Below are 25,118 nucleotides of genomic sequence, written 5' to 3' on the forward strand. Positions count from 1 at the left end.
ATAAAAATAAATGAGAGAGCTATATGTCACTAAATGAAGTGCATATTTCAAGTTTGGTAGTACATGTGCTGCCGGAACATTTGGACGAAATCAAACAAAAGATAGAAGCACACGAAAATGCGGAAATCTATGGTGACAGTCCTGAAGGCAAGATTATCGTCGTACTTGAAACTGAGAACCAAGGTTTCATCACAGACACTATCGATGCCATTAACAATTTACCGAACGTCTTAAGCACGGTATTGGTTTATCACCAAATCGAAACTGGGCTTGAAGAAACGGATGAAGAAGACACTGGAACACAACATTCCCAAATCGAGGGTGAAGTATGAAAATGACAAGACGTGCGTTTGTGAAAGCAAACGCGGCTGCATCAGCTGCTGCTGTCGCAGGTGTGACACTACCAGCATCTGCAGCCAACCTGATTGCAAGCTCTGATCAAACCAAAATCACATGGGACAAAGCACCTTGTCGTTTCTGTGGTACAGGCTGTTCTGTTCTTGTTGGCACTCAAAATGGCAAAGTGGTAGCAACACAGGGTGACCCAGAAGCACCAGTAAACAAAGGTCTAAACTGCATCAAAGGTTACTTCCTTTCTAAGATCATGTACGGTCAAGACCGTCTAACTCAACCGATGCTACGAATGAAAGATGGCAAATTCCACAAAGATGGTGAATTTACACCTATCTCTTGGGATGACGCTTTCGACATCATGGCTGAGAAATGGAAAGCTTCCCTCGAGAAAAAAGGCCCAACAAGCGTAGGTATGTTTGGCTCAGGCCAATGGACAGTAATGGAAGGCTACGCTGCATCAAAGTTAATGAAAGCAGGCTTCCGATCAAACAACATTGATCCAAACGCTCGTCACTGTATGGCTTCTGCCGTTGTAGGTTTCATGCGCGCATTCGGTATCGATGAGCCAATGGGTTGTTACGATGACTTCGAGAACGCAGACGCTTTCGTTCTTTGGGGCTCAAACATGGCAGAGATGCACCCGGTTCTATGGACTCGCATTACTGACCGCCGCCTAAGCCACCCTCACGTTAAAGTGAACGTGCTTTCTACTTACTACCATCGTTCATTTGAGTTGGCTGACCACGGCTACATTTTCAATCCTCAGTCTGACCTTGCAATTGCTAACTTCATCGCAAACTACATCATCGAAAACGATGCAGTAAACTGGGACTTCGTGAACAAACACACGAACTTCACTCAAGCAGACACTGACATCGGCTACGGTCTACGTGACGACGATCCGCTACAAAAAGCAGCGAAGAACCCGAACTCTGGCAAACTCACTTCTATCTCATTCGAAGAGTACAAGAAATCAGTAGCGCCATACACAGTAGAGAAAGCATCTGAAATCTCTGGTGTTGAGAAAGAGAAGCTTATCGAGCTTGCGAAGCAATACGCGGATCCAAACACGAAAGTGATGTCTCTATGGACGATGGGTATGAACCAGCATACTCGTGGTGTATGGATGAATAACTTGGTTTACAACATCCACCTACTAACCGGTAAGATCTCGACTCCGGGGAACAGCCCATTCTCACTAACGGGCCAACCATCAGCATGTGGTACCGCTCGTGAGGTTGGTACGTTTGCTCACCGCCTACCAGCGGATATGGTGGTTGCTAACCCTAAACACCGTAAGATTGCAGAAGACATCTGGAAACTGCCAGAAGGTACGATTCCACCAAAACCTGGCTTCCACGCCGTATTGCAAGACCGTATGCTGAATGACGGCGTTCTGAACTGTTACTGGGTTCAATGTAACAACAACATGCAAGCAGGTCCAAACATCAACACAGAACGTCTTCCAGGTTACCGCAACCCAGAAAACTTCATCGTTGTGTCTGACCCATACCCGACAGCAACAGCACAAGCAGCAGACCTTATTCTTCCTACCGCAATGTGGATTGAAAAAGAAGGTGCTTACGGTAACGCAGAGCGTCGTACTCAAGCTTGGTACCAACAAGTGGGCACGGTCGGTCAAGCAAAATCCGACCTTTGGCAGCTAATGGAGTTCTCGAAACGCTTCAAAATGGAAGAAGTGTGGCCTGAAGAGCTTCTAGCGAAAGCGCCTCAATACCGTGGTAAAACAATGTACGACGTACTTTACCGCAATGGTAACGTCGACAAATTCCCTATCGAAGAAGCTCGTGAACTGAATGACGATGCTCACCACTTCGGTTTCTATGTTCAAAAAGGTCTGTTTGAGGAATACGCAACATTTGGCCGTGGTCACGGTCATGATTTGGCTCCATACGACCGCTACCACCAAGTGCGTGGTCTACGTTGGCCTGTTGTTGATGGTAAGGAAACACAGTGGCGCTTTAAAGAAGGTTCAGACCCATACGCGAAAGAAGGTTCTGGTTGGGACTTCTACGGCAATGCTGACGGCAAAGCGAAGATCATTTCCGCGCCATACGAAGCGCCACCAGAAGTACCGAACGATGAATTTGATATGTGGTTATGTACTGGTCGTGTTCTTGAGCATTGGCACACAGGCACCATGACTCGTCGTGTACCTGAATTATACAAAGCAGTACCAGACGCAGTGTGTTACATGCACCCAGAAGACGCAAAAGCACGCAATGTTCGTCGTGGTGAAGAAGTACTCATGGCAAACAAACGCGGTGAAGTACGCGTTCGTGTTGAAACTCGCGGTCGTAACCGTCCGCCAAAAGGCTTGGTATTCGTACCGTTCTTTGATGCACGTATTTTGATTAACAAGCTTATCCTAGATGCGACTGATCCACTGTCTAAACAGACAGACTTTAAGAAGTGCCCAGTCAAAATCACTAAGATTGCTTAACCTTCAGATACTGAATGCTACGGCCGTCATTATGGCGGCCTAATAAAGAATTTAAGCCATAAAGGCGGAGATGAAATGATGAAAAAATTACTTGTCGCAGTTTTATCTGTAGGTGCGTTAGTGACAGGCATTGCGCAAGCTGAGTTGGATAATCCAGGTGGTATTGGTGGTCTAGAATCTTTACGTGGAATGTCTCAATTGGAAGATACGCGTCCAGCAGACGAGTTCAAAGACTTCCCTAAAGATCAAATTGTTGAAGACAGCTATGTTTATCAACCACCGTTGATCCCACACAGCATTCGTCACTACGAAATTTCGTTAAATGCTAACAAGTGTCTTGCATGCCATAGTTGGAAAAATGCAAAAGAGTCAGGTGCGACTAAAATTAGCGTAACGCACTATGTAAACAGAGAAGATGCGGTACTGGCAGATATGTCTCCTCGTCGTTACTTCTGTTTGCAATGTCACGTTCCACAAACGGATGCAAAACCACTAGTGGAAAACGAGTTTAAGGCAGTCGATTCGCTTCAGTAATTGAAACGCGAGTACTAAGAGGTTACTTATGAAAATACTTAAAGCGTTTTGGAAGAGACTGTCGAGCCCGAGTAAAGCTGCCGCTGGTGTGGTTTTATTTCTAGGCTTCGCTGGTGGCCTTCTATTTTGGGGCGCATTCAACACAGGTATGGAAGCAACCAACACAGAAGAATTCTGTTCTGGCTGTCACGCGCCGATCGTTGCTGAAATTCAAGAAACAATTCACTACTCCAACCGCTCTGGTGTTCGTGCGATTTGTTCAGACTGTCACGTTCCTCATGAATGGACGGATAAGATCGTTCGTAAAGTACAGGCATCTAAAGAGCTATTTGCACACTTCGTAACGAAGACGATCGATACGCCAGAGAAGTTCCAAGAGCGTCGTGGACACCTCGCAGAGCGAGAGTGGGCACGTATGAAGAAGAATGACTCTCTTGAATGTCGTAACTGTCATGAGTTTGATTTCATGGATTACTCTCAGCAAGGATCACGTGCGGCAGAACAACACTCCACCGCTCTCGCTTCAGGCGAGAAAACATGTGTAGACTGTCACAAAGGTATTGCGCACAAACTACCAGACATGAGCGGCGTTGAAGGCTGGCACTAAGGAGACTTACCATGAGTACATTAGAATCTGTAATTTGGCATATCCTTGGCTACAGTGCTATGCCAGTGATTATTCTTTCCGGCTTTGTGGCGGTAGCAGCAATCTCTCTCTGGCTGCTGTCATTTGGTAAGGATAAAGAGGTGTAACGTAACGCATCTCTACTCGTCAACTAGCCTATTTGTTGACACTGAGCGCCGAGCAAATGCTCGGCGCTTTTTATTTATTACTCAATGGTACTTGCCAACCATAAACAAGCAATCATACATAAAGAAAGCGACCATAAAGGCCGCTAAGATTTACTGCTATAGGGAGTTGTTTAAGATTCTTTTACTGGCAGAACCTGTTTGACGTATTGTCCTGGCGCCTCATCAATAACCGGATGGTTTTCTGAGCCAATAGGGAAAGGCTCAACTTGCTCTTTAGGGTTGAATTGGAGTAACCACTCGTTCCAGTGTGTCCACCACGATCCCTCTCTGTGTTCCGCGTTATTCAACCACTCATCAGCAGAGTCATCCAAATTATCGTTCAACCAATAACCATACTTATTTTTAGCTGGAGGGTTCACGATGCCCGCAATATGACCAGACTCACCGAGGACAAACGTTTTGTTACCACCCGTGTTCAGCGCACCACGGTAAGTTCCCTGCCATAACGCAATGTGGTCTTCTTTCGTTGACACAAAATAGCTAGGAATTTTGATCTTATTTAGATCAATCCATACTCCACCAATTTTGACGCCTTTATCTTGCACCAGCTTGTTCTCTAAATAGAGCTCACGAAGCAAGAAATTATGAGACGCGGCACTGACGTTGGTGCTGTCACTATTCCAGTACAACAAGTCAAAATCGACTGGGCTATTGCCTTTCAAGTAGTTGTCTACGTAGTAGTTCCAGTACAAGCTGTTTTCACGCAGTAAACTAAACGTCACGCTTAAGGAACGGCCGTCCATATACCCTTTTGCGTTATTTTGCGCTTCAATAGCACTAACAATGGTGTCATTGATATACGCGCCGACTTCACCTGGTTGAGAGAAGTCGAGCAACGTGGTGAAGAAAGTGGCAGACTTAATGCGCTTCTTCATACGTTTTGCAGCGTAGTACGCAACCGTGCTTGCTAAAACAGTACCACCAATACAGTAACCAGCGGCATTGATTTGCTCTTGTCCTGTTATATCTTCAATTGCAGCGACGGCTTTCACTACGCCTTCTGTCACGTAGTCACCAAACTCTATGTGCGCTTGTGCCTTGCCTGGATTGCGCCAAGACATCATAAATACACTGTGCCCCTGCTCTAACAACCATCGAACCATTGAGTTCTTTGCCGTTAAATCAAGGATGTAGTATTTATTGATGAAAGGTGGGACGATGAGCAGCGGCGTCGCATTCACTTTCTCTGTTAGAGGTCGATATTGAATCAACTCAAACAATTCGTTTTGAAAAACCACATTGCCCTGTGTCGTCGCAACGTCATCTCCCACGCGGAATGCATTGTTATTCGTCATACGAATTTTTAAAATGTCTGCGCTCGACTCAACGTCTTCTTTCAACTGCTCTAAGCCTGCCAGTAAGTTTTGACCGTTTTGCTCAAGTGTCAGCTTCAAAAGCTCTGGGTTAGTGGCGATGAAGTTGGAAGGAGAAAGGGCGTTAATGGCTTGGCGAGAGAAAAAAATAATACGTTCTTTCGTCTTTTCATCTAAGCCTTCCAAAGACTCGATGGTGTCCAGATAGGTCTTACTAAATAAAAGGTAGGATTGTTTGATGAAGCTATACATGGCTTCATTTTGCCACGCTTCGTTTGAGAAACGCTTATCGCCTTTTTCAGCTTCGACGATTTGTGCTTGGTTCCCTGCCAATGCAACATTCTGCCAAATTTGCAGCTGCTGTTCCCACCACTGTGCTTGCAGCTTTAAAATCGCAGCAGGCTGATTCGCAGCTTGTTCGAACAGTTTGGCAGTATCCTCAAAGTTCACTTCTTGCATGGCCTTGTTTAAAGGAGAGTTCACGACTGCCTTGTTCACTTCGAAATCATGCCACCACTGATGATTGGTTTCCTGAAGCTTCACAAGATAGTCCGAAAAGAAGTGTTGAAACATAGTCTTACTCCTATATTCGGAAAAAACAACGCCGCCCAAATCTAGGGGCGGCGAGAATCGGACAAATTACGCTGGAGTAACAGTCTTAAGATTTTCCGAAGTCATTTTCTCAACGTCTTCTTTGAACTCTTTTGCAATCGCTTGAAGCTTGTTGCTGTCATCCATCATTTGTTGAGAAAGTTTAGTAAGTACGCTTAGTTGCTGGCTGTTGAAAGCAGTCAATGACGTTACGTCTTTGATTTCTGTCGCTGCTTTCATCTGGTTTAGACCCACTTCACTGTATGTGCGAATGGCGTTCAATTGAAGCTCGGTCAACACTTCTACGTTTTTTGTCACTAGCTTGTTGAACTTCAAGTAAGGTTCTAGATTTTTTTCAGTTTGATCGCTAAATGTTTTGAAGAAATCTGTGTACATGGTTTGTCTCCTAGAGAAAGAATTAAAAATGTCCGTTTAAATAATTACTTAACTGTCTTTACAACCACAGCCGTGCCCATGCCGCCGCCCACACAAAGTGAAGCAACGCCATATTGACCATTTTGCTTATGAAGCTCGTGAACCAGCGTGACTAAGATTCGGTTTCCAGATGCACCAAGCGGGTGTCCTAGCGCGATAGCACCACCGTTAAAGTTCGCTTTATCTTGAATCGCGTTAACTGGAACTTGGTTTGTTTCCGCCAACTGATGAATCACGCCAAGTGCTTGCGCTGCAAATGCTTCGTTTAACTCGTAAACGTCAATGTCATTTACTGTGAGTTCCGCTTTTTCGAGTGCTTTATTGACCGACTCTACAGGACCTAGGCCCATGATCTTCGGATCAAGACCCGATTGCGCATAGCTTACGATCTCAGCAAGCGGCGTTAATCCATGCGCTTTAACTGCGCTTTCAGACGCCACGATAATCGCACTCGCGCCATCGTTAATGCCTGATGCATTACCCGCAGTCACAGTGCCTTCGCGGTCAAAAGCAGGACGTAGCTTGCTTAAGGCTTCCATTGTCGCGTTCGCTTTTGGGTATTCATCCGTATCAAACATCACGGTTTCACGGCGTTGCTTTACTTCCACTGGCACAATTTCGTCTTGAAATTTGCCAGCTTCGATAGCGGCTACCGCTTTCTGTTGGCTAGACAGCGCGTATTCGTCTTGCTGCTGGCGAGTTAAGCCGATTTGTTTTGCTACGTTTTCTGCCGTCACACCCATGTGATATTGGTTGTATACATCGGTTAAACCGTCCGCTACGAGCAGATCTTTTAGCTCCAGATTGCCCATTTTGTTGCCATCACGAATGCTGCTTGGTGCGGCAAACGGAATCTGAGACATGACTTCAACACCCGCTGCAACAACGATCTCAGCATCGCCACTACGGATATGGGACACGGCATCCATGACCGTTTTCATGCCACTACCGCAAACCATGTTTACGCCATATGCAGGAACAGATTCAGGAATCTCCGCAAACAGTGCCGCTTGGCGGCCAACACCCATTCCTTGACCTGCACCAACAACGTTGCCAACAATCACTTCGTCAACCTTGTCGCCAGGTAACTTTGCCGCTTCCAACGCGCCTTTAATCGCTACTGCTGCCAGATCGCCAGCAGAAGTATTTTTCAGGCTGCCACCAAAAGCACCAATTGGAGTACGCTTCGCCGCTACGATAAATACTTTTTCCATCATCTTCTCTCCTTAGTGCATGTATAGGCCGCCGTTCACCGACAAAGTCTCTCCGGTGATGTAGGCGCCCGCATCGCTGACCAAGAAGCTCACTGATGCTGCAATTTCTTCTGGTGTCGCAAGACGTTTCATTGGAATTTGGTTCGTGATGGATTCCAGCACTTCTGGCTTCATTTGCTCAACCATTGGCGTACCCGTGTAACCCGGAGCGATAACATTAACTGTCACACCCGAGCGAGCACCTTCGTATGCTAAGGCTTTAGAGAAACCGATCATCCCAGCTTTCGCCGCCGAGTAGTTTGCTTGACCAAACTGCCCTTTAAGACCATTGACTGAAGAGATATTGATGACACGACCACCGCCTTTTTCGCACATTGCTGCAAAGAGGGGTTGCGTAACGTTGAATAAACTATTGAGGTTGGTATTGATGACATCATTCCAAGCTTGCGCAGTCATCTTTTTAAACACGCCATCACGTGTGATTCCTGCGTTGTTGACAACAACATCAATGGTTCCTTCCTCCCCAAGCAATTGCGCCAATTTCTCTGCACACTCTGTCGTGTTTGTTACATCCAACTCAAAAAGTCGAACCTGATCTTTGGTAAACCCTTTGTTGTTGAACCACTCCAGCGCACATTCGTAGTTACCTGTGAAATAAGTAGCGATTACACGGTAACCGTCATTGACTAATTGAGAGGAAATAGCAGAACCAATTCCGCCTTTTGATCCAGTGATCAAAGCGACTTTCTTCATTGAAGACTCCATTCTTAACGGCATTTAAAAAGCAAACTTAATACACTGATGAAATAGTTCACCAACTGACGTGTTTATTTATTCTTTTGACAACCAATCCCGTGCTGCCTTTATTTTAAGTTAACCTAGAAATATTACATTTCAAATAAAAAACTCACCCAATTGCATAAGATTGATTTAGATCTCATTACCCGTGAAATGTTATAAAATGGTTAATTTTACATAAGTCATTGTTTTAAATCACACTTCTACAAAAGCCACACCAACAGAAATAGAAACATAATTATTAAATATCATGCACTTACATACAGAATGGTAGACGTTACATTATGTCATGATTTAAGATCTGAAATTTAAGCCTATATGATTACAACAAACTTGATATTAGAATAACAATTCAAATATCAGTAAAAATAATTATCAAACATATCATTTAATTACTGCATTTAATGATAATTTAGTTATCAATTCGATTATTTTAATACAGTGATGATTAATACCGATAAAATATAATAAATTAAATATATTTAATCTAAAAATGATATAAGAGCTTGTCTCATACTAGTGCAATACGCACTATTATGACGCATAGATTAAAATATAATTTCATTTTAAATTTATATATTCGAAGAACATCAACTAGCTACTAGTGAAAGTAATCGTTCGCTTTGTAGTAGCATCCTTTTCCACTTTGCACTATCTTTGTGGCTTCTCTTTAATCACTAAATCATCAACAGATATGAATCTTGCATTGCTCAGTATGTTCATCCCTACTTTCTTTTTTGTCTCAATCACGCCTGGTATGTGCATGACTCTCGCCCTAACGTTAGGTATGAGTATCGGTTATCGTCGCACGTTATGGATGATGATAGGAGAACTTCTCGGTGTCGCGCTGGTGTCAGCCTCTGCGGTGTTAGGTATCGCTGCGATTATGCTCAATTATCCTTGGATGTTTATCGCGTTAAAGTTCATTGGTGGCGGTTATTTACTCTATCTTGGAGTTGAAATGTGGCGGTCGCGAGGGAAACTTGCGATTAATGTCGACAACTTAGAAACACCAAAGAGTGACAATATCGCACTTATCATGCAAGGCTTCGTTACCGCAATCGCAAACCCAAAAGGCTGGGCATTTATGATTTCTCTTTTACCGCCTTTTATAGACCAAAACGCAGCGCTTGCACCGCAACTAATCATACTTGTCTCCATTATTTTACTGTTTGAGTTCATTTGCATGTCTCTGTACGCTACTGGTGGTAAAGGGTTGAAACACGTATTAGGTCAGTCTAAGAATGTACGTCTAATGAACCGTATCGCAGGCACTTTAATGATGGGAGTTGGTGTCTGGTTGCTACTAAGCTAAGGCAAACTGGAAACAATGAAAAATATTCTGAATAAAATAGCTAAAGTCATGGGTGAAGTATTGGACTTTCAAGCCCGAGTTTGGGTTGTGAACGTCTATAGCGGTGAGCATAAAGGCGAGTCTTATGTCGTTAATGAAGATGCTTTCTCTGTACCTCTTCAGTGGATGAAGAAGAAAGGCTACCAAGAGCCAATGTTGAATAAAGTCGAAGCAATGAAGCGCTCACAAGTCTTAGAGTTCGACTTGGGACTTGTGAAACATCGCTTGATGCGCGTGAAATAAGCACAAAAAAGCGCCACTCAAGATGAGTGGCGCAAGCACTTTTACCTTAAAAATAATGCTACGGCGCAGCGTCGATCTCAACTGGAAGATAATGTTTCGGCTCCAGTTTCAACCACTCAGGCAGCACAGTACCAATCGAAATCGAAGACCATGTCCCCGACAGAACGCCAATAAACATGGCGGTTGAGAAACCAGCCAAAGGCGCTCCTCCCATAATCCATAATGCACCAACAGTGATCAATGTCGTACCAGATGTCACCATAGTGCGTGAAAACGTCGCGATAACAGCTTGGTCATTGATGTCTTCTGTTTTCCAACTCTGTTTCGCAATCAACAGCTCACGGATTCGGTCTGCAATGATGATCGAGTCATTCAATGAGTAACCTAAAATCGCCAGCACAGCAGCAAAAACGGTTAAGTTGAACTCCATTTGAGTAATTGCAAAGAAACCAAGCACTAAGATCACATCATGGGCCAAAGCAAACAGTGAACCACTGGCCAAACGCCACTCAAAACGGAAACACAAGTAACCGAGAATACTCAACACACAAATCAACAATGCTAAGCCACCTTGTTCAAACAAGTCTTGGCCAACTTGAGCGCCAACTATACTGTTGCTGACAACATCAACTTGGTGAGAGATTGGCTTCAACACCTCTTCTACACTTGGCAACGTTTGTCCATCTTCCGGCGCAGAGTAACGAATCACCCAACGGCCATCTTCACCAGAGCGTGTCACTGACGCAGATTCACCAAGCTTTGGTTGCAGAACGTCAAGCAGATCATGGTTAGTTAGCTGCTTATCTACCTTTACTTCTGTCACCATACCGCCAGTGAAGTCCAAACCTAGGTTCAACCCTTTAAAGCCTAGAGCGACGATCGCGATCACCGTTAAAATGATGGAAACTAGCGTAGTAAAGTAGCGAATTTTACGAATATTTTGTTTTAGCATTTCGACCATGATTAAACCCTCACATCACGACGGGCATCGCGGCCCCAAATTAAATTGATCATTGCTCGAGAGGCAAATACGCCTGTAAACATACTGGTTAACAAACCTAATCCGAGTGTTAAGGCAAAGCCTTGGATTGGGCCATTACCGATGGCGTACAAAATCACGGCGGTGATCATGGTAGTAATGTTGGCATCAAGGATGGTCGAGAATGCGCTGTCAAAGCCAAGATCAATCGCTTGAGCGAAGCTGCGGCCTTCACGCATTTTGTCCTTAATACGTTCAAAGATAATAACGTTGGTGTCTACTGCCATACCGACGGTTAACACTAAACCGGCAATACCCGGAAGCGTTAGAACCGCTCCTGGTAACAAGGCGATTAAGCCAAGCAAACAAAGCATGTTGGCGCAAAGCGCCACGTTCGCTACCCAACCTAAGCGGCGGTACCAAAGTGCCATAAAGGTCAGTGTTAGTCCCATACCTAAAGCCAGTGCTGCAAAACCGTTTTCAATGTTTTCTGCACCCAGAGAAGCACCGATTGTTCGCTCTTCCACAATAGTAACCGGCGCGGTCAGTGACCCCGCGCGAAGCAATAGCGCCAACTGCTGCGCATCGTCCATGCTACCTGCCCCAGTAATACGGAACTGGCTACCAAGCTGAGATTGAATAGTCGCGACGCTGATAACGCGCTCACTACGCTCAGTTACACCGCGATCGTTTGTTTTGTATTCACGGTAAACGGTCGCCATTGGCTTGCCGATGTGAGTTGCTGAGAAGTCACTCATTTTCTTACCACCAGCGTGGTCAAGAGAAATATTGACTTCTGACATGCCCATTTTGTCGACACCAGCACGAGCGTTCACGATGTGCTCGCCCGTTAGAACTGGTCGTTTTGACAAAATCACAGTACGACCATCATTATCTTGAAGAACAAGATCTTGGCTGCTGTGTGCTTGGCTCGCATCTTTCACTTCATAAAACGCCAAGCTTGCTGTTGCACCAATAACGTTTTTCGCTTGAGCAGGATCTTGTACACCAGGGAGCTCAATTCGAATGCTCTCTTTACCTTGGCGTTGCACTAGTGCTTCTGTGATACCAAGTTCTTCAATACGACCACGCATGATCTTCAGGTTTTGTTGAAGAGTCGACGATTGAAATTCTTGGATATTTTGTTCACTCGGTTCAAGCACAAAGCCACGAGATGAACTTTTTGAAATCCAGCCCGGGTAATTTTGACGCAAGAACTTGTTCACTTCCGACAATGCTTGCTCGCTGTCACTGTTTACCGTAATTCGGTTGCCGCTTTCTGCTCGAACTTGCACACCACGAACACGTTGATCACGTAGGTTCGCTTTGATTTCATCAATCAATGCATCACGTTGTTCTTCAAACGCTTTATTCACATCAACATTCAACAAGAACTGAACGCCACCACGAAGGTCAAGACCGAGCTTAATTGGGCTAAAGCCCATCTCATTCAACCATTCTGGCGCAACCGATACGTATGAGAAAGTGATGCTGTCGTCTTTATTTAGCTCTTTGTTTAACAACGCACGAGCTTTACTTTGCGCATCTTCACCATCGAATACAATGGTTGTTTTGCCGTCTTTTTCGATGATTTTGTCGGCTGAAATATGGTTGGTTTTTAGCAGTTGATTCAGATGAACAACCGACATTTCACTGTTGTTTTGCTCCGAAAACGTCAACTGGATAGAAGGCTGTTCGCCAAACCAAGTTGGTATAGCACTTAGGGTTAAAATAATGACCGTCGTGATTAATACGACATATTTCCAAGCTGAGTAGTGATTCATCAGCTTTCTGTTCTTTTGCTGCTTTGGTGTTTTTTTCATGTAAACATCATCCCTTCACGATGAAGTGAAGCTTTTAATAACAAGGCTTAACACACGACAGATGCTCCCAGAATAAATTCAGGGTATGAAATGCTCAGAACGCTCACGTCCTGTCGAATACAATCGTCGTGTTAAGAGTGCACAATGGTGCAAATAAATGGTGTTTAGGCAGAAAACTGACTATTGAGTGCGACGTACATGGCATTGGTCTCTTTCCAACCAGAAATGCGATGATCGCTTGTGAAATGATAAAATGTGGACTGGTTGTGACGCCAGTTAATGTCCATCAAGCTGTATGCGTAACCCGCATCAGCGTAAAACGGAGTAGTGAGATCGCCGACAAAATCTACGTGCTCGTCATCAAGCCCTTCCCGTAAGTAAGACGTCCAGCGCTGAGAGTTAAACAAAGCAACGGAATCGAGACTTGCATGGCCTTCAGATACGGGAGATTGAGAGCTTTCTTCTGAAACTTCAGAAAAATCGACGGAAGAGTTTGGCGATACACTTACGGCTACAAAAGGTTGTAGCTTAGAAAAGTGCGGTACGTGAGCCTTGTGATCGATTTGCGCAGCAGATACATGCACTGGTAGCAATACCATTGCAAATAGCAGCAAAATCAACTTTCTAAGGTAAATCCAAGGCATAGGAACTCACTAAAAACACAAAGAGCCAAGTTAGGTCACTTGACTCGTTGATAGTATTCCTATTGATTATGGTTCACAACTAAAAAGTTATAAATCTCTGATTTCAGGTTTGCATCGTTATTGCTTTTATCAAAACGTCTTTAGAGAACGAGTGTAATTAGTGGTGAGCTATCTATAAAAAATCTCGCCCTTATCAACATCTAAGTAGATCTTATTCTCTTGCTCCAAACCGCCACAATAGATGAAGTAAACGTTGCGCTTTTTGAACGTCACAGAACGCACCCAACCACCGAGCTCCTCAAAATCACTCGGGTCACAGGTTTCATCGTCTAACAATTGCTGTGTTTTCTTACGGAAAATATCCAAGTGAACTTTTAAATCATCCGACTTCTGTAGGTATTCATCCAATATCTCTAAGCGCTCTTGCTCTTTAATAACTGGCTCTGCATCCGATAACCCTTCAGCATTCAACCATTCGGCTTTTTCTTCACCACCCTCTTCATAGACAAGATAGCCGGAGATTCGGTACCACCCATCTACTTTTTCTAACACCGATACTTTTTCTCCCTTATAGAGCGTATCGACAACTAAAGCATTAAGGTTAGGCTTGTTGTAAACATTGACACGACGCTCAATAACGTAGTACTCGGTAACTTCCGGGGGAGCGGCTTCTAAATCCAGAATCGGTTTGGATGTTTCTTTTTGCAGTGAGGATTGCTCGACTTGCGTAGCCTTTGGTGCTTCAGGTTCATCTTTCTGCATAAAGAAGAAATAGTATCCAGCCCCCGCTCCGCCGAGCAACAGCATGACAATCAATGCGACGAGAATTTTCTTCATGCCCTTTTCCTTTTCATTCTTTATTCTTTATTCTTATCCCACCAGCAGCACGCATGTCGTAGAAATTTGGGTATATACTCAAAAGAGCAGGTCAACTAACGCGAGCAATAATGATCAACAGACTCAATTGGATACTACTATTTCTTCTGTTCCCGATAACGGGGCACGCCAATATTCAATGTAACCCATCGTCGTGGAATGACAATCTTACCCAATTCAATCGTTTAGAGTCCAATTACAATCAGCATGTTGAGGTATTCAATACACTTTTGACCGAACATAAACAGCGTCAGTTATTGTCCGAAACCTTTTCACTGCATGAGCTCGTGCTACTTTGGCGTGCCAAGTCGAACCAAAATGTGTTCAAAGCGCAATTAAAAGCATCGATTCAATACAAAGAAGAGCTCACAACTAAAGCGAATCAGCTGCTTAAATTGAGCACACAATCCCAATGGTCAGCAAATGGGTGGGAGATACTGGCCCAGAAGTGCCGCGAGTCAAACAAAACAGCCAATCAAATAACTGCGGAATGGTATAACACCAACGCTTTGGAACTTGCTGAAGATTACAAGCGCCTCTCTTCACAATATCAAACTCTGTCACAAGTCTATGATAAAGAAGCTCGAGCGCTTCAATACGCTCAATATGTTTCGAAGTAAAAACAGAGCCAGTTTTGAATAGACGATGTTGGTTTTTCACTCCAATATTGGACGTTATTCGTACTTTTTATCTTTCCTTAGTCGTGAATGATATCAAATGTAAATAATGGGATTGTTCCCTTTGACAAACTTGACTAAACCATGACCAAGACAATCAATTTATAGAGACATACGTCACATTAATGCTTTACTTATGGACATTTTTTGGTTAGCTTAGCCATTAATAAAGTTTAATAAAAAGTCACATTTGGCTGGAGATGATGCTACAAACATGGTTATCAATCGATTAAGTAACAGGGAATGTCCTAATGCTACCAAAGCCAAGTTTTTGTCAGTAGTTAGGCACGTAAAAGAGTTCGGTTCAATCAGTGATTTGGATCTTTGTAAAATCTTCGGAGAAACAATATGGAGTGATGGGAGGGAATACCATTCAGCCGCGTTCTCATTCAAGGTTGATAGATACACAGGTAACTGTGAAATCTCACAATACAAAAACCAATAAGGCTTAAGAATTTATTAAGCGGAGTCAGGAAACGGACTCCGCTTTTTTGATCATGGCAATCGTAAAGTCGTGCTCGGAGTACCCCTCAATCAATCGTGTATTCGGACACAGCAACCGACAATAGCGAAAGACACCTTCTTTATTGTGCGACGCTAACATTTTCATGCTGGGTAGTTTGGATTCATCCAACAAGTTAAACACACAACCTTTCTCTGTCGCTCGGTACATTTTCTCAATCATTTCAATGGTGTGATTTGGGTTGGTGGATTGATAGTTCAATGATCCGGAAGCAAAAACAAAGTCGCAACGAGGCAATACCAACGTTGAAAAGTCGCCACATATAAACTTACTTTGCGTACGAAAATCTCGTTTTCTGGCTTCAGAGATAAACTGTTTTTGCTGATCAATGCCAATATAGCTTTGAGGAAGCCCCCCCATAAGTTCGATAAACGCTAACAAGTCTCCGTAGCCGCACCCAATATCTAAAATACTTGAACCGTCTAACGTTAACCCTCGGCACAACGCCTCAAAACGGCTGATCTGACTATACTTATCTGCCCATCCCAGAGTTCGGGCTCTGTCTTTACCAAACTGTCTATATCGCTTTCGATGATAGTGGGCAATCTTAAGTCTATCGAAAAATTTCATCTTTCTTATGCATAAATCGGCAAACTGCCATTTCCTTTCACTTGTCTAATCGCCAGGTGGGTATGAATATCTTTCACATTTTCTAATCGCTGTAACTTTCTAGTAAATGTTTCATAACCAGCGAGATCTTTACTGACCACCTCTAACAGGTAATCATAGGCCCCTGATACGACATGGCATGAGATCACTTCATCCATCTCAACAACGGCATGTTCAAACTCATCAATCGAAGAAGCTTGGTGGTTATTTAAACTCACTTCAACAAATACAGTCATCGCGATGCCTACGGTGTCTCTGGACACAATAGCTCGATAACCACTAATTACACCTTCCTGCTCCAAACGCTTAATGCGCCTTGCACAAGGTGATGCCGATAGCCCTACTTGGTCAGCAAGTTCTGCAGTTGTCAAAGTGGCATCCTTCTGCATTAGGTTGATAAGTTGCCTGTCAATTTTATCCATTTATTCTTCCGTGCCTTTAATCACTAATAATTAACATTTATACGCAATTTATCACCAACATCAAGCCTAATTACGTCAAACTTTGCCTCCCTTTGGCAAGAGTTTTATTCAACAATTAACACATCATTTACAAATGGACATGTCGATAATGATCTTGGGATACGCAGCTATATTAACGACCTTACTGCTTTGGTCTGGTTTCTTTATTTCTTTAAAAGGGGGCGCAATTTCTGCCTTGCAGCCAGCCGATATCGCGTTAGTTCGCTTTCTCATCCCAAGTATAATTTTATTACCATTTGTGATTAAGCATAAACAGTCGCTGCGCGTAGTGCCTAAACGCTACCTGGTTGGTGTTGTGGTTGGAAGCGGCCTTCCCTATCTTCTGGTCGTCGGAACGGCTATGCATTTCGCTCCCGTGGCGCACGGCAGTGCATTAGTACCTGGCACTTTGCCATTGTTTGTTTCTGCTATCGCGGTACTTTGTTATCAACAGTCGCTGAGTGCTCACCGCTTAATCGGGCTTTCTACGGTGTTGTTAGGGATTTTCGTATTCCTTCTTTCTAATAGCGGCGCAGAGTACAACTGGTCTCAATTACAAGGGCATATCCTGTTTCTAACTGGCAGCATCATGTGGGCTGCTTTCACCATCAGCGCTCGTGTCGCCAATCTTAATGCACACGTCTGTGCAGGATTCGTTGCAATCGCGTCTTTGGCTCTGCTCATCATCGCCGTTGGTTTCGGGTGGGTAGACAGTTATTTGGTGGTAACACCGTTCAGCCAGTGGCCATGGGAGGAGTTATTTGGCCACGCGATGCTACAAGGTGTTGGCGCAGGTTTAATCGCTTCTTTCACTTTCATTTATGCAATTAGGATCATCGGTGCCGAAGCCAGCGCTGCTTTTGGTTCATTAACTCCAGTCGTCGCGACACTTCTTGCCGTTCCAATTTTTGGTGAACAACCAGATTCTCTCACTTGGTTAGCGCTGATGTTGGTCACATGCGGCAGTATTGTGGCAAGCCAAATCTTTATGAAAGGTGGAATGAACCAAACTTATCGCCCACCACTTCACAGATAGCGATGATTTTACAAAAACTTATGCCTTACTATCTTGAATAACAAAATGGCGTTTTGATAGCCTCAGCTTAACTAAAAAATTAAAACGCCAATGTGATGCCAGCCACTCATACTAAAGATGAACTGCATAGGTTTCTCAAACCGGGAATGAAACTTTCTACTAATTTCGAATTTGGGCCTAAGGATCAATATACGTATTCCACCACCTATCTTGGGATGAAAGAAAATGCTTATTTGATTCTTGATATACCAATGCGTTTGCTTGAAGAGCAAGTGATGAGAAAACTCCCCAACGCCGATGTCATCGTGCGTGGTGTATCAGATACGGAGTTAGGCCATGTCATTGCGTTTAAGTCCAGCGTGCTGACGACGACCGTTCGACCATCCCCCCTTTTGTTTATCCGCATTCCAGGAACATTTGCAACCAAACCAGTTCGGGAACATGAGCGTTACAAGTTGCAAATGGACTGTAACGTTATTCATGCAGGGAATGTCTACGACGGCAGCCTTATCGATTTCTCTCTAGCAGGTGTTGGTATATCAACCTTGATTGAGCCCGAATTCAACGTGGGTGAGAGTGTTACCATCGAATGCCCGTTAAGCCACTATATCGGAGAAGAAAATCGATGTGTCATTGCCAACATTAAGAAATTGGTGAAGGGATGGGTAGTTGGAATTAAGTTTGCCAGTCCCATTGCGATGACTCACGAACTAAAAACAGAGTTACTGGAGCAATCCTTTCTAACCAGTAACGTCTGAACTTACTGCTCGCTAAAGCGCGTCGCCTCAAAGCTGTTGAGTATTCTGTGAACCGTATAGGTCACAAGCAGCGTCGCAACAATAGCAAACAAAATACTGCTCACGCGATACAGCGCACTGAACATTAAGTCACCATCCGGAGTAAGATATTGGCCGAACAAAATGCCTAATGTGGTTAAACCGCCAAATCCGGCTCCCGAACCGCTAGACTCTTTCACGTGCATATAACTGAACATCATCGCACCAATCCAAAGCAATGGGACGATAAACAATAAGGTATCCGACCAATCGTATAATACAAGTTGTCCGACGATACCAAAGGTCACCCCCATCAAGGTCCCCATTGCTCTTTTTCGCGCATACCCTAAAGCACCGTTCCAATGCATAGGAAACAATAAAAGTAAGGTTGTCGCCTGAGCAGACATAGAGTCACTGAGGTCAAATAGCTGGAATACAAGGAAAGACATTGTAGCGATACTCGCCCCCATAAGGGCTTCATGACGCATTCGATGACTCTGTTTAGGCTGCGACGGTTTCGCTGGTGGCTGACGAGGTTCCGCATCGGGAATCAAAAATGTCACCACATAAGCAACGATCACTGAAATAACATTCGCTTGCAGGTTGCTAAATATTAGGTCATTTAAGTCAGTGGTTGGATAACTCGCAAAATGCAGCATGATGCTTAAGCTCAGTACGCTGTTCGCTCCAAATAAGAACAAGCTCCCTTTTGACATACAGGCGAATTTATATAGGAACAACCCGAATGCAATGATTGTCATCATGCCTGGGTGCCCACCAAACAACCCACCAAGCACACCAACTTCTAATCCACACACAACCGCTGAAAAAATCAGTTGTCGTGCGGCATGTAGACTCATGACTGGCACCATTCCAAGTAACAGCATCGGGGTTACAGTAAAGAATACGCCATAGTTCCAACCAAATACTTTACATAAAGTGAAACCAATAGTCGCACCAGTTGCAATGCGCAAACACTGACGGAAGTCGTTTTCCGACATGGGGTGGTCCCATAACTTCATATCGCCTCCTCGTTAATAAATATAATGAAGAAGACTCAAGAATTGGATCTGGCATCTCGCTAACCAGCCAGATAATGCGTTTTCTGGCAACAACTGCACGGTTGCTCGTGCCCCTGCTGGAAATGCACGCTGCTGAGGCTCATCGATAGCTAAATGTAAACGTAAGCGCTGCGCGTCTCTCACCCAACGGTTTGAGTCAGTTGGTGTTGCTAAGCGACCATCCGCATCGAATTGACCCGAGCTGACCCCGGCATCCACACTCGTAATACGAGCTTCAAATACATCACCAGGTAAGCTATCAAAAGCCACTAACGCACGGCTGTTCTGATTAAAGTGTCGTAAACTCTTTTCACGAAAGTCGGCAATGATATCCACGTCATCGGAGACTAAAGCGACAAGAGGTGTACCAGCTGCCGCATAGGCCCCCGTCTCCAGCTGCAAGTTAGCGACAACGCCATCATGTTCCGCCGAGACTTGAGTGTAAGACAGATTAAGTTCCGCTTGTTTTAGCTGGTTTTGCGCTACGCGGATATTCACATTCGTCGCGCCTAAATCACCGCGGTTTACTTCCAACTCTTTTAAACGAGCACGTGCGGCCAGTAAGTTCGCTTTAGCTGCCGTTGCACTGCTCTGTGCGTCATCGCGCTGCTGTTGCGAAGTACCATTACGGTGAAACAGGGTATTAAGACGTTTTGCTTCGCGAACTTTTTGTTCCGCCACGATTTTGCTCGCTTCAACGTCTGCTTTTGCCGCAGCAATAGAAGCATCAAGTTGTTCGTTGTTTTGAATCACACGCTCAAGGTTAAGTTGAGCCTTTTCTACGGCGAGCTGATAAGGCTGGGGATCAATCTGAAATAGTAGATCGCCTTGGCTTATTTCTTGGTTGTTGGCAACATAAAGATGCGTAATCTGCCCACTCACACGGGGGGCCACTTTAGTTACCACACGCGTTGCCATTGCCTGAGGCGTCAACGGCATGGCGAGATCTGCAACTAGAAAATAGGCAAAGACAAGGACAAACGCGACGCAAGAATATTTGATCCAACGTGCGAATTTTTGATCTGGAGTCATAGGCGTTTACTTCTCTTTTTATTCGGTTTTCTGACTTATTCGCTAAGTGAATCAAGCGCATTGTGAGCAATCTGATCAAGAATCAATGAAAGCTGCTGAAGTTCCTGGTCGTTGATGTCCGTTAGGAGCTTGCTTCGAACTTGAAGAATTCGAGCCTCCATTTGCTTTAGTAGGGTTTTCCCCTCTTCTGTGAGGCTAACAATACGTGCTCGCTTATCGTGTTCACAGCAATGGCGAACGATCAGAGATTGCTCTTCTAATAATTTTAATGTTCGCATCAACGACGCTAACTCGATCTCAAGCGCTTCAGCCAAATGCTTCTGACTGATGTTGTCACCCATTCGATAAAGCTTCCATAACGCAGTCCAACGCGGATACGTTAGGTTTAAAGGCTCTAACTCGCGATCTGCAACCATTTTCCACAAACGAGCAACACGAGATAATTTTTCAGCCAGAGAAAGGTCTCGCAAACTGTTGATGTCTTGAATCATAAGATCTACTCAATTACTTAGCGTGCTAAGTAATATAAAATAGTTAGCACGCTAAGTAAATATCTTTTTGTGATTGAAATCACGTTGGGTGTGTCAGTGAAGGGGCAGAAATCTAAGTAACACAACACGATGTTTGAACTTGAAATGCAGCGATGTACACAACAAACGTCGAGACCAATAAAGTCTGATTTGTATAAGAGTAAAAGGGTCAGATACAAAAAAGCACAACCCACAGTCATGGTGTTGTGCTTTTCAGATAATGAATAATTGGGTTATCTCGTAGTGAGCCAATTATTCATGTTCGCTCGACTAAGAACCGCTGTTTAAAATCCACAAATGCTTCATGGAGCGCATTTTCTTTAATCGGCTTGAGAAGCACGTAATTTGCACCCGATTCCATAAAGGCGTCACTGGTTTCTTTCGCGGTGTCAGCAGTACACGCATAAATTGGCGTGCCTAGTTTTAGCTTTTGTCGGATCTCTTTGGTCGTTTCAATTCCACCAAGATGCGGAAGTTGGTTGTCCATCAGTATCAAATCGTAAGTATGATCTTTTAAGAATTCCATTGCTTCTAACCCATCTTTCGCCCAATCAACCTGCATTTTGTACTTGTTACAAAACGCTTTTAGAATGAATGCGTTAGTATGGTTATCCTCTACCAACAACACTTTGAGACTCTCTGCAAATAGTTCACCTGGCTTAACTCGCAAACTCGAATCAAGAGGGGTGAGTACTCGCTCACGATCTTTCACTGGCATTGTAATGACAAAAGTCGTTCCTAAGCCTTTCTGACTACGGACTTGAACATCACCTTCCAGCATGTCGACAAGGCTCTTCACAATGGTCAGCCCTAAGCCACTGCCACCGTATTCTCGAGTCGTTGTTGCTTCTTCTTGAACAAAAGGTTCGAACATTTGGTCGAGTTTGTCAGACTCGATGCCGATACCTGTATCCGTAATTTCCACGACCAGCACGCTATTGTCAGCACCATAGAACTGCTCCAGTTCAGCATGCAAGCGCACGCTACCCGAGGGCGTAAACTTTACTGAGTTACTGACTAGGTTGAATAAAATTTGGTTCAGACGAACTTGGTCAGTAAAGATTTCAACATTGGGATCTATTTTGTTTTCAATGACAAGGTTGACGCCTTTACTTTCACAAATAGGACGATAAATGTTTTCTAACGTTCGAATTGTATCAGTGAAAGAAAACGGGTGCTTTTGGATATTAAACTTACCCTGCTCAATCTTCGAAAAGTCCAAAATATCATTCAAAACAGCAAGTAAGTGCTCACCACTATGTCGAAGTACGTCAATTTGGTTATTCTGCTCTTCTGTTTCCACAGAGTCTTTTAGCAATTGAGCAACCCCTAAAATTCCATTGATTGGCGTTCGGATCTCATGGCTCATTTTAGCCAGAAAGTCGGCACGGGCTTGAGCAGATTTCTCTGCTTCTTTGCGCGCCAAGTTACTCTGTTTTTCCGCCTCAATTAGCGTGGTTATATCCTGACCTTGAACAATAATACCGCTAATATCTCCATCAACTCGAATCGGCGATAAGTTCCAGCGATATACTTTGTCTCCAATTGGCACATTAACGCCTGTCAACGTAGCTCCCTGAGCCGCCATGCGAAGGTGTGGCATCAACTTTTCTTTGAAACCTTTGAACACTGGGTGCATGGTTTCAATATCGTTTTCCATGACTAACTCTTTGCGTGCTGCCGGATTGATTTGGATAAGTACACCCGATTCAGACCACACCATAATAGGTGATAACGCAAAGTTAAACAGGTCTCGGAAAGACCGCTTTTGTGCTTCAAGCTCTTCAAAAGTGTTTTCTAGTGTCGAACCAATATGATCGAATTCCTCAATATCTGACCCCTCAAAACGCTCAAATCCTTTTTCTTCACGAGCCGAGCGGGTATATGCCATCAGGGATCCTAACTCTTCAACTACTCGATTCTCGATCCATTCTTTAGTCATTAGCGCAATCATAACCATACCGATAACTGAGGCTAGCATTGCTAGCAGGTGTTGGATTTGCAATGTCACCACGCTCTGATTGTCTTGCACAGTAAGCAAGCACAAGTCAGTCTCGGCGGCATTTACCTCAATAGGGGTTTTGATGATCAATAATTGGTCAAGCTTGTGCTGGGACTCTCGTCGTTTGAGTACGTCAAATATTTGATAAGCCTCATCTCCTACTAATGAGCTTGCCAATGGTGTGTTGTTAGCGACCAACACAACATTGTCGACGTTGCCTTCATTTTTTAACCTTTCCATCAACCCAAAGTTATTATCTAAAACAACAACATTGTAAGAGTACCCCATCACTTCACCGGTTTTAGGTTGTAAAACGGGTACACGACGAAGTAAAAGATGGCGAGTTCCCATCGGGGTCTGTGAGGGTAGATAATACCAGTTGTTGCTAAAGGTCACTTGACTGGCAAGTCGGCTAAGTATCAGGTTGTTGATGCCATAGAAATGCGCGTTGCCATCGTCCCAAATAATACCTTGATGATCGGTTAGGAAACGAAACTCCGGTGTATGGGAAGGATCACTCTGGTCAATACTCATGAAAAAGTAATTGAGTGCCTCTTCATCACGTTCTGTATAAAAATCCAATACAACATCACTTTTCGAATTGCTGTTGTGATGAATCTGAATCGCTGCAAAATGGCTATCAAAAATGTTCAGGATCAGGGCAGAGGTCTGCTGCTTGGTTCGGTCGACTTCCTGCCAAATAATCTGCTTCGAGAAGTAATAACTCTGAACAAAGATGCCTAGAATGATCGGAGCAAGTACGAGAATAATTATTTTGGTAATAAGCGTCGACAGTGAGCGACGCTTTCTTGTTTTTGATGTAGTTGTCATCAATTATCTGAGTATCTAAATGCACGTTTTCTTAATGCTTCAATTCTTTCTGGAGAGTCCGATTTGGTAACGACTTCAAAATCACCAGAGTAAACAGTGGGAACTGGCTTTCCTTCTAAATCCCACTTAATGGCCTCAGCCATTGCAATACCTGTATCATCGTTCATACGCATAACGGTAACGTCTAACTCCCCTTTAGAAAGCGCCTCTAACTCTGCTGAACCGCCGCCCCAACCATTGATCATGACATCATCACGACCTAACTCTTTAAGAGCGTCAACAGCACCTAATGCTACATCGGTAGAACACGCGTAAATGAAGTCAACGTCCGGATACTTCTCCAAACTGGCTTTTGCAGCTTCATACCCAGATTGCTTTGTTGCTTTGGTGTAGTAAGCAGATTGTAGTTCAAATTGATTATCGCGGTTCACTTGGTTGATAAAAGTGTTGCCTCTGATGTCACTAATGTAGCCCTCTGAGAAGTAGAGAACACTATAGTGGCTATGTTTAGGGAAACGCTTGCCAAACTCAACGGCCAATTCACGACTTCCTTCTGCGTGGTCGAAACCAACATAAAGAAACGGCTGATGATGTTCCCAATCCCTAACAGGTGTGGTGATATTTTGTAAAATTAACTTGGTTTTCTTTGAATCTAAGACATGCTCAACAAACTTACGATGTCTTGTGGTATCTAGAGTAAAGATCAAGTAATCGGAGTTGCTTTTCAGCGCCTCCATTAAAGACAAACTTTGCTGCTTTATATCTGCATTAGGACGAGTAAACACTTGATTTAGCTGATAGTCGATATCAAGCTTATCTAGGCGTTTTTCAAACGCGTCGATGTTTCGAATCCAATAATCAGAGATCTGCTGCCCTGGATAAACAACAGAAATTTTCAGTGGACGCTTTTTGTCTTTTGCTACGGGTACAGGGGTTTCTCTTACCACTTCAGCCAACGCACTAGTTAGCTGCTTCTGTTGTGGAAACTGGTCTAAAAACTCTTGATATGCCCAATACCCATTAAGAACTTGGGTGGCCTGCACATTCGGCGCAAAAGCGGCCATTGAAATCAGGGAGAATACTAACGCTTTTTTCATCTACTGCTCTTTTAGCTTTTTTATGAGCCTAATTCAGCTCTATTCATT

25 protein-coding genes are annotated in these 25,118 nt (G+C 44.0%); 10 read left to right on the forward strand and 15 right to left on the reverse strand.

The window, feature by feature from the left end; genetic code table 11:
• Positions 1-23 precede the first annotated feature (23 nt).
• The 5 genes from R7Q46_RS14300 to R7Q46_RS14320 all read left to right on the forward strand — a co-directional run bounded on the left by R7Q46_RS14300 (position 24) and on the right by R7Q46_RS14320 (position 4,105).
• The gene (locus R7Q46_RS14300) at positions 24-332 is read left to right on the forward strand and encodes a chaperone NapD (protein ID WP_005373535.1); all 309 of its coding nucleotides are present in this window, start codon (positions 24-26) and stop codon (positions 330-332) included.
• Positions 329-2,818: a periplasmic nitrate reductase subunit alpha gene (gene napA, locus R7Q46_RS14305; protein ID WP_005389060.1), complete on the forward strand. Its 2,490-nt coding sequence runs from the start codon at positions 329-331 to the stop codon at positions 2,816-2,818. Before R7Q46_RS14300 ends, napA begins: the two co-directional genes overlap by 4 nt.
• Positions 2,819-2,896: 78 nt before the next feature.
• Positions 2,897-3,352, forward strand: coding sequence for a nitrate reductase cytochrome c-type subunit (locus tag R7Q46_RS14310; RefSeq protein WP_005389061.1), 456 nt, complete (start codon positions 2,897-2,899; stop codon positions 3,350-3,352).
• A gap of 28 nt (positions 3,353-3,380) precedes the next feature.
• Positions 3,381-3,959 (forward strand): NapC/NirT family cytochrome c, encoded by a 579-nt coding sequence (locus tag R7Q46_RS14315; protein WP_005373542.1) that lies wholly within the window; start codon positions 3,381-3,383, stop codon positions 3,957-3,959.
• Positions 3,960-3,970: 11 nt separating this feature from the next.
• Positions 3,971-4,105 (forward strand): TIGR02808 family protein, encoded by a 135-nt coding sequence (locus R7Q46_RS14320; RefSeq protein WP_005373546.1) that lies wholly within the window; start codon positions 3,971-3,973, stop codon positions 4,103-4,105.
• A gap of 170 nt (positions 4,106-4,275) precedes the next feature.
• On the opposite strand, the gene phaC is transcribed toward R7Q46_RS14320, so the two are convergent.
• The 4 genes from phaC to R7Q46_RS14340 all read right to left on the reverse strand — a co-directional run bounded on the left by phaC (position 4,276) and on the right by R7Q46_RS14340 (position 8,471).
• Positions 4,276-6,051 (reverse strand): class I poly(R)-hydroxyalkanoic acid synthase, encoded by a 1,776-nt coding sequence (gene phaC, locus R7Q46_RS14325; RefSeq protein WP_213883397.1) that lies wholly within the window; start codon positions 6,049-6,051, stop codon positions 4,276-4,278.
• A gap of 66 nt (positions 6,052-6,117) precedes the next feature.
• Positions 6,118-6,465: a phasin family protein gene (locus R7Q46_RS14330; RefSeq protein ID WP_005373550.1), complete on the reverse strand. Its 348-nt coding sequence runs from the start codon at positions 6,463-6,465 to the stop codon at positions 6,118-6,120.
• Between the two features lie 44 nt (positions 6,466-6,509).
• Positions 6,510-7,718, reverse strand: coding sequence for an acetyl-CoA C-acetyltransferase (locus tag R7Q46_RS14335; protein ID WP_318077566.1), 1,209 nt, complete (start codon positions 7,716-7,718; stop codon positions 6,510-6,512).
• A 12-nt stretch (positions 7,719-7,730) separates the two neighbouring features.
• Positions 7,731-8,471, reverse strand: coding sequence for an SDR family oxidoreductase (locus R7Q46_RS14340; RefSeq protein ID WP_318077558.1), 741 nt, complete (start codon positions 8,469-8,471; stop codon positions 7,731-7,733).
• A 739-nt stretch (positions 8,472-9,210) separates the two neighbouring features.
• Between R7Q46_RS14340 and R7Q46_RS14345 the strand changes: the two genes are divergently transcribed.
• Positions 9,211-9,831: a LysE family translocator gene (locus tag R7Q46_RS14345; RefSeq protein ID WP_262647050.1), complete on the forward strand. Its 621-nt coding sequence runs from the start codon at positions 9,211-9,213 to the stop codon at positions 9,829-9,831.
• Between the two features lie 15 nt (positions 9,832-9,846).
• Positions 9,847-10,113, forward strand: a complete 267-nt coding sequence (locus R7Q46_RS14350) for a hypothetical protein (protein WP_005373566.1) — start codon at positions 9,847-9,849, stop codon at positions 10,111-10,113.
• A gap of 58 nt (positions 10,114-10,171) precedes the next feature.
• Here R7Q46_RS14350 and secF read toward each other — a convergent pair whose 3' ends face one another.
• From secF to R7Q46_RS14370, 4 genes are all read right to left on the reverse strand, one after another.
• On the reverse strand, positions 10,172-11,074 hold the full coding sequence (gene secF / locus R7Q46_RS14355; RefSeq protein WP_005373567.1) for a protein translocase subunit SecF: 903 nt from the start codon (positions 11,072-11,074) through the stop codon (positions 10,172-10,174).
• A 2-nt stretch (positions 11,075-11,076) separates the two neighbouring features.
• On the reverse strand, positions 11,077-12,915 hold the full coding sequence (gene secD, locus R7Q46_RS14360; protein ID WP_154204239.1) for a protein translocase subunit SecD: 1,839 nt from the start codon (positions 12,913-12,915) through the stop codon (positions 11,077-11,079).
• Positions 12,916-13,079: 164 nt separating this feature from the next.
• Positions 13,080-13,559 (reverse strand): hypothetical protein, encoded by a 480-nt coding sequence (locus R7Q46_RS14365; protein WP_005373572.1) that lies wholly within the window; start codon positions 13,557-13,559, stop codon positions 13,080-13,082.
• A 168-nt stretch (positions 13,560-13,727) separates the two neighbouring features.
• Positions 13,728-14,396 carry an SH3 domain-containing protein gene (locus R7Q46_RS14370; RefSeq protein ID WP_047101210.1) on the reverse strand — a complete coding sequence of 223 codons (669 nt, stop codon included), beginning with the start codon at positions 14,394-14,396 and terminating at the stop codon, positions 13,728-13,730.
• A 110-nt stretch (positions 14,397-14,506) separates the two neighbouring features.
• On the opposite strand from R7Q46_RS14370, the gene R7Q46_RS14375 reads away from it, so the two are divergent.
• Complete coding sequence (locus R7Q46_RS14375; RefSeq protein WP_213897921.1) at positions 14,507-15,055, forward strand: ATPase; 549 nt, start codon at positions 14,507-14,509, stop codon at positions 15,053-15,055.
• A gap of 526 nt (positions 15,056-15,581) precedes the next feature.
• Here the strand turns inward: R7Q46_RS14375 and R7Q46_RS14385 are convergent.
• Positions 15,582-16,205 carry a class I SAM-dependent methyltransferase gene (locus tag R7Q46_RS14385; RefSeq protein WP_053304531.1) on the reverse strand — a complete coding sequence of 208 codons (624 nt, stop codon included), beginning with the start codon at positions 16,203-16,205 and terminating at the stop codon, positions 15,582-15,584.
• Between the two features lie 5 nt (positions 16,206-16,210).
• Positions 16,211-16,666 carry an Lrp/AsnC family transcriptional regulator gene (locus tag R7Q46_RS14390; RefSeq protein WP_005373581.1) on the reverse strand — a complete coding sequence of 152 codons (456 nt, stop codon included), beginning with the start codon at positions 16,664-16,666 and terminating at the stop codon, positions 16,211-16,213.
• A 148-nt stretch (positions 16,667-16,814) separates the two neighbouring features.
• On the opposite strand from R7Q46_RS14390, the gene R7Q46_RS14395 reads away from it, so the two are divergent.
• Positions 16,815-17,741: a DMT family transporter gene (locus tag R7Q46_RS14395; RefSeq protein WP_053307237.1), complete on the forward strand. Its 927-nt coding sequence runs from the start codon at positions 16,815-16,817 to the stop codon at positions 17,739-17,741.
• Positions 17,742-17,836: 95 nt separating this feature from the next.
• Positions 17,837-18,499, forward strand: coding sequence for a flagellar brake protein (locus R7Q46_RS14400; protein ID WP_064369362.1), 663 nt, complete (start codon positions 17,837-17,839; stop codon positions 18,497-18,499).
• A 2-nt stretch (positions 18,500-18,501) separates the two neighbouring features.
• On the opposite strand, the gene R7Q46_RS14405 is transcribed toward R7Q46_RS14400, so the two are convergent.
• The 5 genes from R7Q46_RS14405 to R7Q46_RS14425 all read right to left on the reverse strand — a co-directional run bounded on the left by R7Q46_RS14405 (position 18,502) and on the right by R7Q46_RS14425 (position 25,070).
• Positions 18,502-19,539, reverse strand: coding sequence for a DUF2955 domain-containing protein (locus R7Q46_RS14405; RefSeq protein WP_017635179.1), 1,038 nt, complete (start codon positions 19,537-19,539; stop codon positions 18,502-18,504).
• Positions 19,540-19,551: 12 nt separating this feature from the next.
• Positions 19,552-20,610: an HlyD family secretion protein gene (locus R7Q46_RS14410; protein ID WP_005373588.1), complete on the reverse strand. Its 1,059-nt coding sequence runs from the start codon at positions 20,608-20,610 to the stop codon at positions 19,552-19,554.
• A gap of 35 nt (positions 20,611-20,645) precedes the next feature.
• Positions 20,646-21,101 (reverse strand): transcriptional regulator SlyA, encoded by a 456-nt coding sequence (gene slyA / locus R7Q46_RS14415; RefSeq protein ID WP_017635177.1) that lies wholly within the window; start codon positions 21,099-21,101, stop codon positions 20,646-20,648.
• Between the two features lie 295 nt (positions 21,102-21,396).
• Entirely contained in the window at positions 21,397-23,973 is a 2,577-nt protein-coding gene (gene luxQ, locus R7Q46_RS14420; protein ID WP_158155831.1) for a quorum-sensing autoinducer 2 sensor kinase/phosphatase LuxQ, read from the reverse strand.
• On the reverse strand, positions 23,973-25,070 hold the full coding sequence (locus tag R7Q46_RS14425) for an autoinducer 2-binding periplasmic protein LuxP (protein ID WP_005385634.1): 1,098 nt from the start codon (positions 25,068-25,070) through the stop codon (positions 23,973-23,975). Before R7Q46_RS14425 ends, luxQ begins: the two co-directional genes overlap by 1 nt.
• Positions 25,071-25,118 lie beyond the last annotated feature (48 nt).

The organism is Vibrio sp. 811 (assembly GCF_033339195.1).